The sequence below is a fragment of the Bacillus sp. CGMCC 1.60114 genome (genome assembly GCF_042676365.1).
In the GTDB taxonomy this organism is placed as follows: Bacteria; Bacillota; Bacilli; order Bacillales; family Bacillaceae_G; genus Bacillus_A; species Bacillus_A rhizoplanae_A.
The window spans coordinates 80,463-96,612 of the sequence record NZ_JBHTHG010000005.1 but is presented as its reverse complement, the minus strand read 5'-3'; the positions used below and the strand labels follow the sequence as shown (position 1 = coordinate 96,612).

Annotated in this window: 14 protein-coding genes; 2 read left to right on the top strand and 12 right to left on the bottom strand. The window is 35.1% G+C overall.

Annotated features, from left to right (window positions below):
* Positions 1-470 precede the first annotated feature (470 nt).
* Positions 471-1,997: an FAD-dependent oxidoreductase gene (locus ACFQZ1_RS02735; protein ID WP_377880570.1), complete on the top strand. Its 1,527-nt coding sequence runs from the start codon at positions 471-473 to the stop codon at positions 1,995-1,997.
* A gap of 41 nt (positions 1,998-2,038) precedes the next feature.
* Here the strand turns inward: ACFQZ1_RS02735 and ACFQZ1_RS02730 are convergent, their stop codons facing one another.
* Both ACFQZ1_RS02730 and ACFQZ1_RS02725 read right to left on the bottom strand, forming a co-directional pair.
* A complete protein-coding gene (locus tag ACFQZ1_RS02730) occupies positions 2,039-2,815 on the bottom strand; it encodes a nucleotidyltransferase domain-containing protein (RefSeq protein ID WP_377880569.1) in 777 nt (258 codons plus the stop codon).
* Positions 2,816-3,276: 461 nt separating this feature from the next.
* Positions 3,277-3,591, bottom strand: coding sequence for a DUF3892 domain-containing protein (locus ACFQZ1_RS02725; RefSeq protein ID WP_377880568.1), 315 nt, complete (start codon positions 3,589-3,591; stop codon positions 3,277-3,279).
* A gap of 468 nt (positions 3,592-4,059) precedes the next feature.
* Here ACFQZ1_RS02725 and mleCBF point away from each other — a divergent pair, with 468 nt between their 5' ends.
* A complete protein-coding gene (gene mleCBF, locus ACFQZ1_RS02720) occupies positions 4,060-4,902 on the top strand; it encodes a CBF family alpha/beta fold macrolide esterase (RefSeq protein WP_377880567.1) in 843 nt (280 codons plus the stop codon).
* Between the two features lie 224 nt (positions 4,903-5,126).
* Here mleCBF and ACFQZ1_RS02715 read toward each other — a convergent pair whose 3' ends face one another.
* The 10 genes from ACFQZ1_RS02715 to mtnK all read right to left on the bottom strand — a co-directional run bounded on the left by ACFQZ1_RS02715 (position 5,127) and on the right by mtnK (position 15,993).
* Positions 5,127-6,239 (bottom strand): PRK06851 family protein, encoded by a 1,113-nt coding sequence (locus ACFQZ1_RS02715; RefSeq protein ID WP_377880566.1) that lies wholly within the window; start codon positions 6,237-6,239, stop codon positions 5,127-5,129.
* 125 nt (positions 6,240-6,364) lie between these two features.
* Positions 6,365-7,540, bottom strand: a complete 1,176-nt coding sequence (locus ACFQZ1_RS02710; protein WP_377880565.1) for a hypothetical protein — start codon at positions 7,538-7,540, stop codon at positions 6,365-6,367.
* A 127-nt stretch (positions 7,541-7,667) separates the two neighbouring features.
* Positions 7,668-8,861: an HD-GYP domain-containing protein gene (locus ACFQZ1_RS02705; RefSeq protein ID WP_377880564.1), complete on the bottom strand. Its 1,194-nt coding sequence runs from the start codon at positions 8,859-8,861 to the stop codon at positions 7,668-7,670.
* Between the two features lie 251 nt (positions 8,862-9,112).
* Entirely contained in the window at positions 9,113-10,348 is a 1,236-nt protein-coding gene (locus ACFQZ1_RS02700) for an ATP-binding protein (RefSeq protein WP_377880563.1), read from the bottom strand.
* Between the two features lie 121 nt (positions 10,349-10,469).
* Entirely contained in the window at positions 10,470-11,663 is a 1,194-nt protein-coding gene (locus ACFQZ1_RS02695) for a histidine kinase dimerization/phospho-acceptor domain-containing protein (protein WP_377880626.1), read from the bottom strand.
* Between the two features lie 139 nt (positions 11,664-11,802).
* Entirely contained in the window at positions 11,803-12,042 is a 240-nt protein-coding gene (locus ACFQZ1_RS02690; protein ID WP_377880562.1) for an excisionase family DNA-binding protein, read from the bottom strand.
* Positions 12,043-12,188: 146 nt separating this feature from the next.
* The gene (locus tag ACFQZ1_RS02685) at positions 12,189-12,830 is read right to left on the bottom strand and encodes an L-fuculose-phosphate aldolase (RefSeq protein WP_377880561.1); all 642 of its coding nucleotides are present in this window, start codon (positions 12,828-12,830) and stop codon (positions 12,189-12,191) included.
* A gap of 32 nt (positions 12,831-12,862) precedes the next feature.
* The gene (locus ACFQZ1_RS02680; RefSeq protein ID WP_377880560.1) at positions 12,863-13,648 is read right to left on the bottom strand and encodes a DeoR/GlpR family DNA-binding transcription regulator; all 786 of its coding nucleotides are present in this window, start codon (positions 13,646-13,648) and stop codon (positions 12,863-12,865) included.
* Positions 13,649-13,701: 53 nt separating this feature from the next.
* Positions 13,702-14,748, bottom strand: a complete 1,047-nt coding sequence (gene mtnA, locus ACFQZ1_RS02675) for an S-methyl-5-thioribose-1-phosphate isomerase (RefSeq protein ID WP_377880559.1) — start codon at positions 14,746-14,748, stop codon at positions 13,702-13,704.
* A gap of 12 nt (positions 14,749-14,760) precedes the next feature.
* Positions 14,761-15,993, bottom strand: coding sequence for an S-methyl-5-thioribose kinase (gene mtnK / locus ACFQZ1_RS02670; RefSeq protein ID WP_377880558.1), 1,233 nt, complete (start codon positions 15,991-15,993; stop codon positions 14,761-14,763).
* Positions 15,994-16,150: the final 157 nt, after the last annotated feature.

Here is a 16,150-nt window from a genome sequence, read left to right as displayed (position 1 = left end):
CTATTATTATAAATATTATAAAATTTTCTTTCTCAAAGAAAATTATGCTCACTGACTTTTACAATTATTATTCATTGAAAAACATTTCTCTTTTTACTCTTTATCAACCTTTCCACTAGATGAATCATATCAGTAGACTTTCTATATTGTCAATAACTTTTATGACCTAGTAATAAAAGTTGGTTATATTTTCATAATCACTTTCTATGTTGATAAAGAAAAACTGCTTATTTACCAATACTTACACTCCCTACCAATTCTTTATCACTTCGTTGCTAAACACTTAATTTTGTGAATGAACTATACTTAATCCTATTTATCTTGTGTTTGTCAAGTAATTTAAACCAAAGAATCATATATAGAATCCTTGTTAATTTATTATTTTGAAATAATTTATTTTCAACACATGAAATTTTTGTTATTGGAAAAATTAAGTAAAAGAAATTCATTAGAATAAGAGGTGCATTCATATGGAACATAAACAAATGCCACAATTTCCAGAACCATATTGGCGAGATTCTACTAACTTCCCCACTTTTCCAAAGCTAACTGAGAACATAAAAACAGAAATTGCCATTGTCGGAGCAGGTATCACTGGTATTACAACAGCGTACTTACTTGCAAAAGAAGGAATCAAAGTTGCATTAATTGATGCCGGAAATATTTTAAATGGAACAACTGGACATACAACTGCAAAAATTACAACCCAGCACGATCTTATTTACGATGAACTAATTAACAATTTTGGGGAAGAGAAAGCGAGATTATATTACGAAGCAAACGATAAAGCGCTGCAATTTATAAAAGATACCGTACAACAGCACAATATCCAATGTGATTTCACAGAAGAAGATGCTTATCTATATACGAATTCAACCGACAATCTACACAAGTTAACGAAAGAATTAGAAGCATACAAAAAGCTTGGTATCCCTGGCGAATACATAGAAAGTATCCCGATTCCAATTCCTATAAAAGCGGCACTTGCTATAAAGAATCAAGCGCAGTTCCATCCGCTTCGCTATTTAGCGGTGCTTGTCGAACAATTCATTGAAGCCGGCGGCGTTATATATGAAAACACAACTGCAGTTGATGTGGAAAAAGGAAATTATTCGCAAGTTATCACAAAAGATGGGCACCGCATTACTTGTGGTTATATCGTTTCTTGTTCACACTTTCCGTTTTATGATGCAAACAGCTTTTTCTTTGCAAGAATGTACGCAGAGCGCTCCTATGTCCTCGGTGTAAAAACAAAACAGGAATATCCAGGAGGAATGTATATAAACATTGATAATCCGAAGCGCTCCCTTCGCTACACTACAATGGGTGATGAAAAATTGGTGTTAATTGGTGGTGAAAGCCACAAAACAGGACAAGGCATTAACATGATGAAACATTACGAAGCACTGCAAGCATTTGGCGAAGAAACCTTTGGCATAGAAGAAATTCCATACAGATGGGCAACGCAAGACTTAATTACACTCGATAAAGTTCCTTATATCGGACACATTAATGAAAATAACCCTAACATTTTCGTCGCAACAGGCTACCGTAAATGGGGGATGACAAATGGAACTGCGGCAGCTTTATTACTAAAAGCGTCCATCATGAAAATCGATAGTCCATATAAGGAACTTTACGCACCATCACGATTCCATACGAATCCAGATATCAAAACGTTCGTCACTCAAAACCTCGACGTAGCAAAACATTTAATTGAAGGAAAACTGGAATTTGCTCTTCGTAAAGCAGAAGACCTCGTAAATGGAGAAGGTGCTGTCGTAAACGTAAATGGGAAACGCGCTGGTGCTTATAAAGACGATGACGGCAAGCTTCATATTGTCGATACAACTTGCACACATTTAGGCTGCGAAGTGGAATGGAATAGTGGTGATTGCACATGGGATTGCCCTTGTCATGGTTCGCGGTTTTCGATTCAGGGAGATGTGATTGAGGGGCCGGCTGATAAAGCGTTAAAGAAAATTGAAGATATGTAGTACTGTTCATGTACAACCCTTACTAAGGAAGAGCACCAATATTATCGGTGCTCTTTCCATCTTTGATGTAGCATATCCCGAAACAGTACATTCAACTGCTCAATATCTATAGCCATCTTCTTTTCTAAACTCTTCACGTACTCCTCGTAATACGTAATCTGTCCTTCTAAAAATTCATTCAATGTCGCAATTCTTGGTCCTACATCCAGCTCGATACCTGCCTTTTTCTTCTCAAGCAGTTCCTCAATTTCTTTCAAAAGGTCTGCATCCAAGGCTAATCCATTCACTAGCCTTTCAAACTCAACAGGCGGCAATGTTCCTTTCTCTTCTAACCATCTGCAAGCTAATATCGGACGTAATACATAAAAGTATTTCTTTAGCTTTACTTCTTCACCTTGCAAAAACGTGCGATAGTTTTTAGATGCCATATGTAAATAATGATATATCGTTGCTTTTAGATCAAAATGACTACTCATTTCCTGCAAACGCTCCGGAAGATTTGATGTCTTAGCGTATACAATTGGCGAAAGAATCCACTCTAACAAAGCTGGATTCGATTTAGAAAATAGCTGTAATGCTTTACGGAGTTCCCAGCCACTTATATCAAGGGCATCGCTAATCGGGTACTCAATAACATCCCGCTTTTGTTCAATTGATAAGTACCAGTCTATTCGATGTACATATACAAAACGGACATCATAATCACTATCCTTCGACGGGAAACCCCACGCCCTGCTTCCGGATTCAACAGCGAAGAGAATCTTTACATCGTTTTCTCTTTCAATTCGCTGTAGCTCTAATTGGATTTTTTCTCTCATATTTATCACTCTCATTTTTCTATCATTTCCTCGGAAATTCGACACCGAATCCAAAACACCTGCCTTTAGTATGGCATCTGCGATAACATACATATACAAGTTTTCTATATATGTGATGTTTTCTTTTAAAATGAAATATTAATGAAGAAGATTCTCTATTTATCAACTACTGTAGCTTTGAAATAAAGTTTGATCAAAAATACCTCACAATTCCAAGTTTTACGATAAATAAAAAGAATCCATTTTGAAAAAAGATTGATCAAAATGGATTCTTCTCCAGCAAATTTAAGTTTAGTTTTTATAAAAAAATTTGATCATTTCTACCTATGTTGTTCCACAATCGCACCCTATAATGGAATAACTGATGTTTTTCTTACACCAAATTTACGAAGATCACAGTAAATTAGTAAAGTAAAGAAGAGAATATCCAAATTAACATTCTCTTCTTGAGATTTACCCGTTTAAAAAGAAGGTAAGTTATTTAAGTTATTTTCTTTAATACCATCAGGTTCACTACGTATAATATCCCTGCCATACTTATGAAATACGTCCACATGAGCTAACTTCCCTGATTTTGCTTCAGCAAGAGCAGTAATATAATCTAATTCTCTTCCACTACTTGTTTTAAAAGCAATAATGCCATCCTCATCATTTTTACGAACTGCAACAATTTGTTCTACTCCTGAATCGACTTCCTCAACTACTTCCAATCGAGCTTGGTCTTCCCCTTGTTGTAAGTATTCATTATAAATTTTTTGAAAGTCTTTTTTATCCATAAAATCCACCTCCAAAACATTTTATTAGTATGTTCGGAAGCTATTCGTTTTATGTACTATGATCCTTAACAAAAGTTTTTACAATTTTTCATACTTCCATTCCATAAATGCGAACCTAATCCAGCTTTTCAGCTCTTATTCAACATAGTCCCAATACATAAAGATTGAGTACAATTCTTGCTACAGAATTGCGTCCTTTAATGGAATAACATAACTTACGTTTTTAGAGATTGTTTTATCAATCATATTAGTAGATGAAGATTGTTTCCACGATGTAATAGTTTTATACGTACTAACCATTAAACATTCATTTTCAAATACCCAGAATCAAAAGGAATAGTGTACATAGCAGCATAAGAAATAAAAGAGGGAAAGAAAACTTTAGTATGGAGGAAATATTCCTATATTAACAGAAATAAGTATGGTTATAATTTCCAAACCATTTAACATTTAAAAGGAGGTAAAAACATGAGTGAACAGATACTGAAAGTAAATAAAGTAGATATATGTACAGAAAGTTTTGGAGATCCTAAGGATCCTACTGTGCTTTTAATCATGGGAGCGATGTCTTCATTAGACTGGTGGGATGAGGACTTCTGCCTCCGCCTTGCTGATCAGGGGAGATTTGTCATTCGGTACGATCATCGTGATTTGGGGCGATCCGTCACTTATGAACCTGGTACTTCTAACTATACAATAACGGACATGGCTGACGATGCGGTTGGAGTCCTGGATGCTTATTCCATAGAGCGGGCCCATATCGTTGGAATGTCCCTGGGCGGTTTGATCGGTCAGATTCTTGCCCTGAGATATCCAGAACGCATAGTTACGCTTACCCTAATTGCATCAAGTATATTCGGGACTGAGATGGAAAAACTGCCTCCAATGGACCAAAGCATACTGGATTACCATGCGAAGAGTACTTCCATAGATTGGTCAAATCGGGAGGCGGTCATTTCCTATCTGGCGGGTGGATGGAAAACTTTATGTGGTTCCAAACCTTACGAGGAGGTAAGAATATATAAACTGGCGGAAAGAGAGGCTGCCCGCGCTAAACAGCTGCCGAGCAGATTCAATCATGCCATGCTGCAAGGCGGAGGCGAGTATTACGATAGAATGGGTGAGATTAGCGTACCTGTCCTCATTATTCATGGCACAGAAGATCCAGCTCTCCCCTACGAGCATGGACTTGCTCTTGCGAAAGCTATTCCCCATGCTGAATTAGTGACTCTTGATGGATCAGGTCATGAGATTCATAGTGAAGACTGGGACCAAATTATAGACTCAGTTGTAAATCTTAGTTCGCGATAAAAAATTAGTGATTTCACTTTTGATATTAAAAGATGCCTTATTAAATTTTATACCTGTTGTATACTAGCTAATCTATATGAAGTGAGCAAAAACACTAATCCCTTACGGTTCAAGGGATTGGTGTTTATTCATGTTTTATCGTTTATACAGTTTTATACATTGTAGATAAATTAACGTTTTGGGCTTCTTCAATATCAAAAAATAACACCTTGGAAACCAAGGTGTTATTTTTGCTCTTGTGATATTTTCTCTGCAATCCGCTCAAACTCAGCTTGAATTTCATCTTTAAAGGCATCCACCTTTTCAAAGTCCATCGTTTCAATATAAATCTTCTCTAGCTTGTCACGTACAAATTTTGCCTTCGCTAAATAAGACATCGCTTCATTCATTTTTTCTCTATAGCGCCTTGATACATCTTGAATTTCTACTGCATATTTTTCATCTGTTCCCGGTGCAATAATAAGCTCATACATATCAATAATTTCATCACTCTCACGTGTTGGAAAATATTCATGAGGCGCCGTACTATCAAAAATTGCAAAGCCAAGTTCTCTTACAATGACCATATCAAGGCTATTCGGATCAAAGCCGCAATGATATATTTCAACATCGAAGCCCTTCTCCTCAGCTGCAGCTGCTAATTTCTTTAACATCGTCGATTTTCCAGAACCAGGACGTCCCTTTATAAAATAGCGTTTTGGTACATCTTCCGTTAAATTTGGAACAAAATCAACTGCTCCTTTTGGCGTTGCAGCTCCTAAAAAACGATGCTTTACATTTGCATGTTTCGTACACGCTTTATCAGTAAAAAATCGCTGTATGAGTTGTTCTGTCAGCTCATTTGCTTTTTCAAAATCAATATGATCAATATAAAACTTCTCCCACTCATCATGAATCTCTAACGCCATCTTAAAACACGCATAAGCGGACTGAAACGCCTTACTCGCTTCTGATGTATAACGCATAATTTCATCTTTATGTGCCCTAAGCTGAATAGAATCCCAAGCTATTCCTAAGTTTATATACTCTTCTACAACACCTGGTGCTTTCGGCTCGATAACATGCGGTGCTGTTCCATCAACAATTCCAACTTTTAATGACGGAATAATCACACCATCAATCGAGTTATTGTCAGACGAACAATGTAAAAGTTCAATATCATATCCTTTCTTCACCCACTCACGACCAATCGCTTTCATAAGTGAAGATTTTCCCGTTCCAGGTCCACCTTTTAAGATAAACAACCGGTCTAACCCGGTTAAGTTCTCTTCATATAAACTGTAAAATCCCCTCGCTGTATTACCGCCAGCATAATAATTTTTTATATTTCCTGTCACTGCCTTTCACTCCTTTGTAAGCAGTTTCACTACATAAGCTACAATATGCAAACAGGAAAGAATAGGTGAATACCCATCTACAAGCCAAAAAAGAGAAACTCATAACAGTTCCTCTTCATCTCTCATTATTCTTTTCTATATTTTTTTCTCCAAGAATACAGAAGAAGGCTAAACATAACTACAGTTTGCAGCATAATGAGCGCCGCATCCCAAAAATATAAATTCGATATTGGTTTTTGCAAGTTAGGAATCGTTTGCCTCATCATATACACCGATTGCGGAATATAAAACATAATTGCTAATGTAATTGTTACAGTAACGCCAATCACATAAAAAAGGCCATAAAAACGAACAACCTTCTCTTCACCATGAAACAATTCTCTATTGTTTACACGGAATTTTTGAACAAACAAACCTTTTATATAACGCTTTCCATTCTCCATTACATTATAACAAGCCGTCATATTTTCAAACACATAATACAAATCTGTTTTCATATATATACAGCATTGATATACCATACGTAAAGTAGTATCAAACACAATAATCGCAAGAATCCCTGACAATACTTGTGAATGGATTGGAAAAAGAAGTTGAATGATTAAAGCAATAAATAAAATAACTGTATCAAAACTCATTCCCGCTAAATACAGAATGTTTCTCTCTTTAGCAGGCAACTTCCAAACAGGTGACATATCTGTCTCAAGTACAACGAAAAACAAACGATGTCCAAATTCAACCTTTGTTGGAAAATCGTGTGCCCGAATCGCAAGCACATGCCCCATTTCATGAATAAACACAAAAAAAAATGTAACAAAAGCCCAAACTAAAATATTAAACGTCATCACATCAAACACGAACAAATCTTTATAGTTTGGCAATAAAGATGGATTCACAATAAAAAGGGCGATATTCACTAAAAAAAGAATCATATAGAGGAGCATTGTCTTTTGATTAAAAAAGAAGCGGCCAATTTTGGGAGAAATCCATGAAAATCCTAATTTCTCCTTCTCTTTCTTACAAACCATTTCCTCGCCATCTACCGCTTGAACGAGTTCTAATTCTAGCAATTGCTGTGCAAAATCTAGCATATCCACATCTTCTTCAGGATACTGTTCTTGTAATTTCCCTTCTGCTTCTCTTAAACTGAATCCCTTTTGAATCATAGTAATTGCATCAATACAAATAGAAGGCATTTCATAAAATTCACTGGTTGTTGTATCTTCAACAATGTAGTTTTTTTGATCTTGACGGACTTCTATATTATGTAATATTAATGTCGATTCATATGTTAGTTTCATAGTATTCACCTTTTTCTACAACAGCTGAAATAAATAAAAAAGGATGCGAAGCATCCTTTTTATTCCCACCATGGCCAACTACACCACCAGCATCCTGTCAACTTCACTTTTTTTAACTTGCGAATTTTCATACTTTCACCTCCTTTTCATGAAAAATTTTCATATCTTTCTTACAAGATAGCTTTTGATGTGTTTCTTTCCATGCTGGATACACTTTTTTAAACAAGTCTATTAAATCCGGATCAAACTGGGTTCCTTTTCCCTCAACAATTCGTTTATACGCTTCCTCTAACGGGAGTGCCGCTCGGTAAGATCTCGAAGATGTCATTGCATCAAATGCATCTGCAACTGCCGTAATACGTGCTAATAATGAAATTTCAGTTTCTTTCAATTGATCTGGATAACCTTTTCCATCCCAACGCTCATGATGAGAACGAATCACACTAATTCCTCGTTGTAAGCCTTCAACTTCTTTCACGGCATCCGCTCCAACAGTTGGATGTGTTTTAATGATTTCAAACTCCTCATTTGTAAGACGAGAAGGTTTTGTTAAAATATGATCTGGAATATGTATTTTCCCGATATCGTGAAGCAAGCAAGCATAATAAAATTCTTTCAGCTCATCAGATGTGAATTTCTCAGTATCCTTTGCAAGTATAAGCGCATAAGCAGCTACTCGTTCACTATGCCCCCTCGTATACGGATCCTTTAGCTCTAACGTTGCAATAACTCCTTTTACTAACGACTCTAATTGTCTATCATATGAAATTTTCAACACTCTTACATAACGCTCAAACTGTTTCAATAATATATAAGCAATAATAGCTAAAAATAACACAGATATAACGGCTAATATAACGGTAACTGATTTTAATACTAATCCAAGTAAAACATATTTACCTATTACTGCTAAAAAAACAAACCAGAAAAAATGAGTATTTACGAAAATGGGTGTAAATAAAACAGCAAATACTTCTACTACATTTCCACTTGCATATGGTCTGGGATACATCAGATAACTTCCTAAATCCTCTATAATTGTTAGTAGAATATAAACACCAAAACAAATATATTTTATTAATTTCCCATTATTTTTTTTTAAAATATAATACATTGATGGTAATAAAAGCATCATAATAATATAAAACCAAATTCCCATAAAACCTGTATGGTCTGTACCATTTTTAAAAATATAATTTGGGAATATGTAACGAGATAAAAAATCATATAATATAAAAATCGAATAAAATAATGATACAAACCATTTCGTAGCCTGCTTTTCTTCACTTTCTAAAGTGGGATTAATTAACATTTTTTTCATATTTGCCCCCGTAAGCTGTATGTACTCTTGGAAGTGTATATTACTTATTCAAATATACAACTACAAAGTTATTATAACCAACATAACATTTCGCTAATTATCGACATTTTCCTCTATTATAAATGAAATATTTTCTAAATAAAACAGAGCGTCCCCTCTTTAACGATACTTTCACATTTTATTTACTCATAATCATGTATAAAAAAACTCTTCTTTCATCGTTTGAAAGAAGAGTCTTTTTATACATATATTTATTTTACCTCTGCCACCGGCAACATAACATTTACCTTTGTCCCAACGCCAATCTTGCTTTCAAATACTATTTTACCTTGATGCTCTTCAATAATTTTATATGTAACCATTAGTCCTAATCCCGTTCCATTTTCTTTTGTCGTATAAAAAGCTTCACCTATTTTATCTATTTTCTCTTGATCCATTCCGCACCCTTCATCAATAACACTCACTACAATTTGATTATCCTGAACTAAATTCGCTTCTACAATAATATTGCCGCCATTTGGCATAGACTCTATCGCATTTTTAATAAGGTTAAGGAATACTTGTTTCATTTGTTTCTCGTCACATTGTATAGGAGGTAATGCCTTATTAAATATTGTCGAAATTGTAATACCATATTGTGAAGCTGGCTGTTCTACAATATAAATCACATAAGATAAAATATCTTTTATATTATGTAATTTATATTCTCTCTTTTTGGGCTTCCCAAGAACCATTAATTCACTAACAATCGTATTCATGCGTTCAATTTCTTGAACCATAATGTTATAATACTCAGCATCTTCAGGATGTTTTTCTCGCTGCAGTTGTGTAAATCCTTTTAATGCTGTTAATGGATTACGAATTTCATGTGCAATCGTAGTCGCCATTTTCCCAACGACTGCTAGCTTCTCAGCTTGCTGCGCCTCTTCAAATATTTTTGTAATAGTACCTACATACGATTTGAAACGTGTTAACAAAATGAAGGATATGATTGCAAGAATCGCACATAATACGATTGGGATAATAACCGTTGGTATATGTAAGACAATTCCCAAAAGGGCATATTTCCCAATCATACCAAGTGAAACTAACCAAAAATATCGTTTATTCACAAAAAGAGGCGAAAATAAAACGAGAAACTGTTCTACCGCATTCCCGCTTGCAAATTTTTGATTGGAATCTAGATAAATCATTATATTATTAAGTAAATCAATGAAGGTATATCCAAAAAAAATGATATACTTTACAACATATGGATTTTTCTTTTTTATTAAGTAAATTCCAATCGGCAATAACAGAAACATGAAAATATGCATTCCAAATCCTAATCCACCTTTTGGAAAACCGATTGACCGATTATCTATTTTCATTGCCGGATAAACAAAATAATATATGATATCATAAGAGAAAAAAATAATATAAAATAAACTTAAAAAAAGCTTTAATGCTTTAATTTCCTCTTTTATGAGCATATGAGCTTTGTCCACGCTAAAACTCCTTTATACATAACATCAATTTTATGTACCGCTTATTATTTTATAAGAAAAAACAAATTTACGAAACTATTCTTCCTAGAATATATTGTTATTCATCAAACAAATCTATCCTTCATTGCTTGATTGGCAAGATAGCCTCTATCCTTATACCAACATTCGCTACATAATCAAAATGAATGTGGCCTTGATGTTCATCCATAATTTTATAAACAGCCATTAATCCTAGATCAATTTCATCTTCTTTTGAGGTAAAAGATACTTCTCCAACAGTGATTGCCTTTTTCTCATTTATTACATATTCCTTATCAGCAATATATATAACAACAAATTTTTCTTTTATAGTTTGAATGCAAATATTTATTGTATTTCCTTGTTCCATTGTCTCCATTACATATTTCATAATATGAACAAAAACATATTTTATTTGTTTTGCATCACATTCTATATTTGGCACATTCGCATCAAAAATATAGTTCACCTTTATTTCGCTCTCTCGAATATTCCTTTCTTCCACATTGATTACATCTGATAATAGCTGCCTTACGTTATATGTACCATATTGTTTCGACTTCGGTCTCGCTAAAATCATAAGCTCACTGATTATACCATTTATTCGTTCAATTTCTTGAATCATATTATGATAGATTGGATCATTAGGGTACTTCTCTTTCTGCAATTGTGTAAAACCTTTTAAAGATGTTAACGGATTCCTTATTTCATGTCCAATAGTTGCGGCCATTTCTCCTATAACTGCCGACTGCTGATTTTGTTTTGTTTTCTTAAATACCTTATTGATTCCCTCAATATAAGAGTAAAAGCGCATTAATAAAATATAAGAAACACCCAATACTACAGCAGAAACAATCATTGTCATCAAAGCCTTTGGCTGTTGAGATACAACAATAATTACACTGTACTTTATAATCAAACTAATAATTAAAGTCCAAAAATACCTTTTACTCATAAAAATAGGAACAAAGAAAGTTAACACAACTTCTACAAAGTTTCCACTTCCCAATTCAGCAGCGTCTCTCCAATATATCCACACATTAAGGAAAGTATCTCCAAATAAATATCCTATTAAATATACATATTTCACAGCATGCGGAATTTCTTTTTTCACACAATATATTCCAAGTAATAATAAAAGTAGCATGAGCGTAGATAAACCAAAGTTAACAATAAATTTAATTGTATTTATATTACAATTTATTGTTTTTATGTGTGGACCCTGCAAAATTATATAAGAAAAATTAAACACCCATAAAAATAACTTTGCACTTTTCCTCTCTTCTTGAAATAACATTGTACTTGGATTCACATTAAGCTCCTTTATAGGTCTGTATAGTTTCAAATAAAAAGCCCCGATATTTTATTATAGTGGTATGCGTATGATATACAATCTTATTTTAAAAATAAAATAGAAAAAGACTAAGAATCATATCCTAGTCCTCGTCTTTCACATCTATATCTTCAGGAATTGGCTCATTTAATATTTCTTCTACTAGCTTTTTATATTTCTCCATTTGTTCTAAGTGCGTATTAAATTGCTCTTTATTCAGCAAGTACTGTTCTCCATCATGGACAGCACGAATGCGTTTTTGTTGGATTAAGCTTTCAATATATGATTCTGGCATACTTAAAAATTCAGCTGCTTCTTTTATTGTTAAATACAATATATTCATTCCTCTCTGTATGAAATACAAAATTTCAACTATATAAACTTTATCACATACAACATAGATTTTGGAGCTGACAACGCAATTGTATTCTATATAAACAAAAGATTAGAGAAACCAATCTCTAATCTTTTATTATGACCGAATTGTATTTACTTTTGACCGTACGTCTCAAACTTCTTCGCTAATACAGCTAATTCTTCTTCTGGTAATAGCTTCGGTTCTCCAATGCATTTCGTTTGATAGTAAATTTGCGCGCAAAATTCTATCTCTTCTGCGACTGTAAACGCCATTTTAATATTATGTCCCCCTGCAATAAGTCCGTGATTCGCAAGTAAAACAGCGCGGCGATCTATCATTCCTTCATAAGCTGCTTCTGCTAATTCTTTCGTACCAAATGTTGCATACGGTGCACAGCGCACATTTGGACCCGCAAAAGCTACTAAATAAGAAACAGCTGGAAGCTCCCAACCTAATGATGCGATTGTCTTTGCATAAGGAGAATGTGTATGCACAAGTGCATTCAAGTCTTCTCTTTTTTGATAATAAATGAGATGCATATCGAGTTCACTAGATGGTCTTCTTGTTCCATCAACAACCTCCCCATCCAAATTCAGTACAACCACATCTTCAGGTGTTGTCTCAAAATAATCTAATCCGCTTGGACTCATCGCAACTAGACCTTGTTCACGGTCAAAAATACTAATATTACCGCCTGTCCCCTTTGTTAGCCCGCTTGTAATTAATTTCTTTCCATACTCTACAATTTCTTCTCTCTCTTTTTGTAGTAACATATACATCCTCCCTAGTAGGAACCTTGTTACAGCTAGTTTGCTATAATGACCGGTATTCCATATTCTTTATAGCTTGTAATGCATTCTTGCTGCATCGGTGTAAGTGGTATGAGTTCATCTGTAATAATTTTTGTAATACGCTGTTTATCACACACTTCAAAGAAAGCGACCTTTCCAAGCTTCGTATGATCCACTAGAACAATGATTTTACTTGCCTTATTCAGCATCGCCTGCTTCGCTTCCCCTTCATCTATTGCGGTATCTGTTAAACCTTCATGGAAGCTTAACCCTTTACTTGAAATAAAAGCTTTATCAATATAAATTGATTGCATGTATTGCTGTAAGGATGATCCCATGATAGACAATGATTTTCCTCTTAAAAAACCACCAAGCAAAACCACTACAATATGAGGTGCATCTGCCAGTTCGATTGCAATGCTCAAATTATTTGTTACAACTGTAAGGTTTTTTCGATTTTTAATGAACTTACTTACTTCAAGCGCCGTTGTACTTGCATCAAAGGCTATTACATCGCCATCTTCAATGAGCTTTGCTGCTTCTTTCGCAATTGCCATCTTTTCTCGCTTATTACTCTTTAACCGCTCTTCCATGGAAGCTTCGTATACACGTTTCGTTTTCAGCTTTACACCACCGTAGACCCGAATGACCTTACCGTCTTTTTCAAGCCGCTCTAAATCTCGGCGTATCGTCATTAATGACACTTGAAATGCATCACTTAAATACGAAACATCTGCATACTCCGTCTTCTCGAGCATCTCAATAATTTTATTTCTTCTATCTACCGGTGAATTAGACATGATAATCGATCCTCTTTTTTGTATTTTCTTATATGTCTAATATGCAAAATTCATTATGACTGAAATAACTTTTTTAAATTCTCCGCAAACGGTGGACGTACAATACCCTTCTCTGTAATGATTGCTGTAACATTCTCGTGCGGCGTTACATCAAATGCAGGGTTATATACCTTACTATTTTGCGGTGCTGAATATTGCCCAAAGCGGTTAATAACTTCAGAAGCATCGCGCTCTTCGATTGGAATTTCTTTTCCTGTCGGTGTTTTCAAATCAATTGTTGGCGTCGGTGCTGCTACATAAAATGGAATGTTATAATACTTTGCTAAAATGGAGACACCCAATGTTCCAATCTTATTCGCTACATCACCGTTTGCTGCCACACGGTCACACCCTACAATTACTGCATCAATTTTCCCTTGTGACATTACCATCGCTGCCATATTATCAGTAATGACTGTTACATCGATACCTGCTCGCTGCAGCTCTAACGCAGTCAGCGTAGACCCTTGTAATCTTGGACGCGTTTCATCAGAATAAATTTTTAAATCCCAGCCTTTTTCCTTTGCTAAATACATCGGCGCTGTCGCAGTTCCGTATTTCGTCGTTGCCAAAGCACCTGCATTACAATGCGTTAACACACCCATACCATCTTGAAATAACGTAAGCGCATGTTCACCAATTTGACGGTTAATCTCCTCGTCTTCTTTATGAATCATTTTTGCTTCTTCTAACAATCTATTTTTCAAATCTATGATAGATAAATGAACATTTTCTTTTGCCACGCTCTCTATTCTCTCAAGCGCCCAAAATAGATTTACGGCTGTCGGTCTTGAAGTTGCTAAATAAGCACATACCTTTTCAACTTCATTTATAAACACTTCTATGGAATCTTCCGGCACATCTTTTACTCCTAAATACACACCGTAAGCTGCTGAAACTCCAATCGCCGGTGCACCGCGTACCTTCATCACTTGAATCGCATCCCATACGCTCTCTGCTGTTGTAAAAGATTCATAGACAACCTCATTTGGTAATAAAGTCTGGTCTAATAAAACTAAAGCTTCATTTTTCCATTGAATCGGTATTAATTGCTCTGACATGATTTTCTCTCCTTACTTTGTGCTAAGTGATAATGCTTGTGTTTTTAACGTTTGTAAAAAATCATTGCCTGTTTTGTGCGTACTTGCTTGTAAAATAAACAATTTCGCAGCTTGTAAACAAATACGTTCCGCTCTAGCACGCGCTTCTTCATCTGCAATAGATGTGATATCCTTCACCTTTGCTAAGCCAACAATACGGCGAATTAATTCAAGACCAGTAACAGCTGCTGTATCTTCTAACACAGACTGTAAATACCAACGATCAAATCCCTCTTCTTTCGCCATAATGTCTGTAGCATGCACCTTCCAAGCTTCTAAGAACTTCGCCGAGAATAGATCAATTATATCTGTAATCGTACATTCCAACCAGTTCATATATGTATCCTTTTCCACACCAGAACCTATTGTTGCATCTGCATTTGCCCATGCAAATATTAAGTTTGCCACAACGTTCCCAATGTCATATCCCATCGGTCCATAAAACGCAAATTCTGGATCAATTACCTTTGTAGAATCTGTTCTTACAAATACAGACCCAGTATGCAAATCTCCATGCAATAACGCCTGTGCATTTGTCATAAATGCAAATTTCAGTTTTGCCACTTCCATGCGAAGTTCTTCATCACTATATATATGCTCTCGAATCCAGCCTTCATTTAAAGAAAACAACTCATTTCTTTTGTTATGATCTGTAAACGGCTCAGAGTACACAAGATCTTCTGTAATCTCACATAATTCTGGATTTATATAATTTTTCACGAGCTCTTTCTTCTCTTTATGGTTCATAACCACATCCGATGTTAATAGCAATGTGTTCACCATAAAGGTTGTTAAATCATCTGCAAGTTTAGGAAAGATTTGATGGTTCATAAGTGCAGTTCGAAGAATCGTATGATCTGATAAATCTTCCATTACACAGCAATTCATTACATCATCATACAAATACACATCCGGCACGAGCCTCGGTGCCAGCTTCCCCTCTAGCTGGAGCACATCTGACTCAATGCGAATACGATTCGTAGATAATTTAAACTCATCAGAAATACGCGCCGTATCTCCCGCTTGCTTCACAATAACAGAAGTTCCCTTCTCTTCATCCCAAACACGGAACACATAATTTAAATTGCCATCCCCGATTTCCTTGCACTGCAAACGCTGTGCGTCCTCAAACATCGATAACTTTTCCATCACATACGGTATTACATCACTAGCTTCCATTAAAAAATACTTCGTGAACTTAGACATGGTTTCTCCCTCCATACCAAATGTAAGCGTTTTCTAAAAGCCGTAAAAATAATAGATTGATAGTATTTTCCCAACCTACGATATGTTCTTTTTGTATCATATTTTGTTCGAAACGAACATCTAGTTTTTATTATAGCTTGTTAAGGAAGGGAGTCAA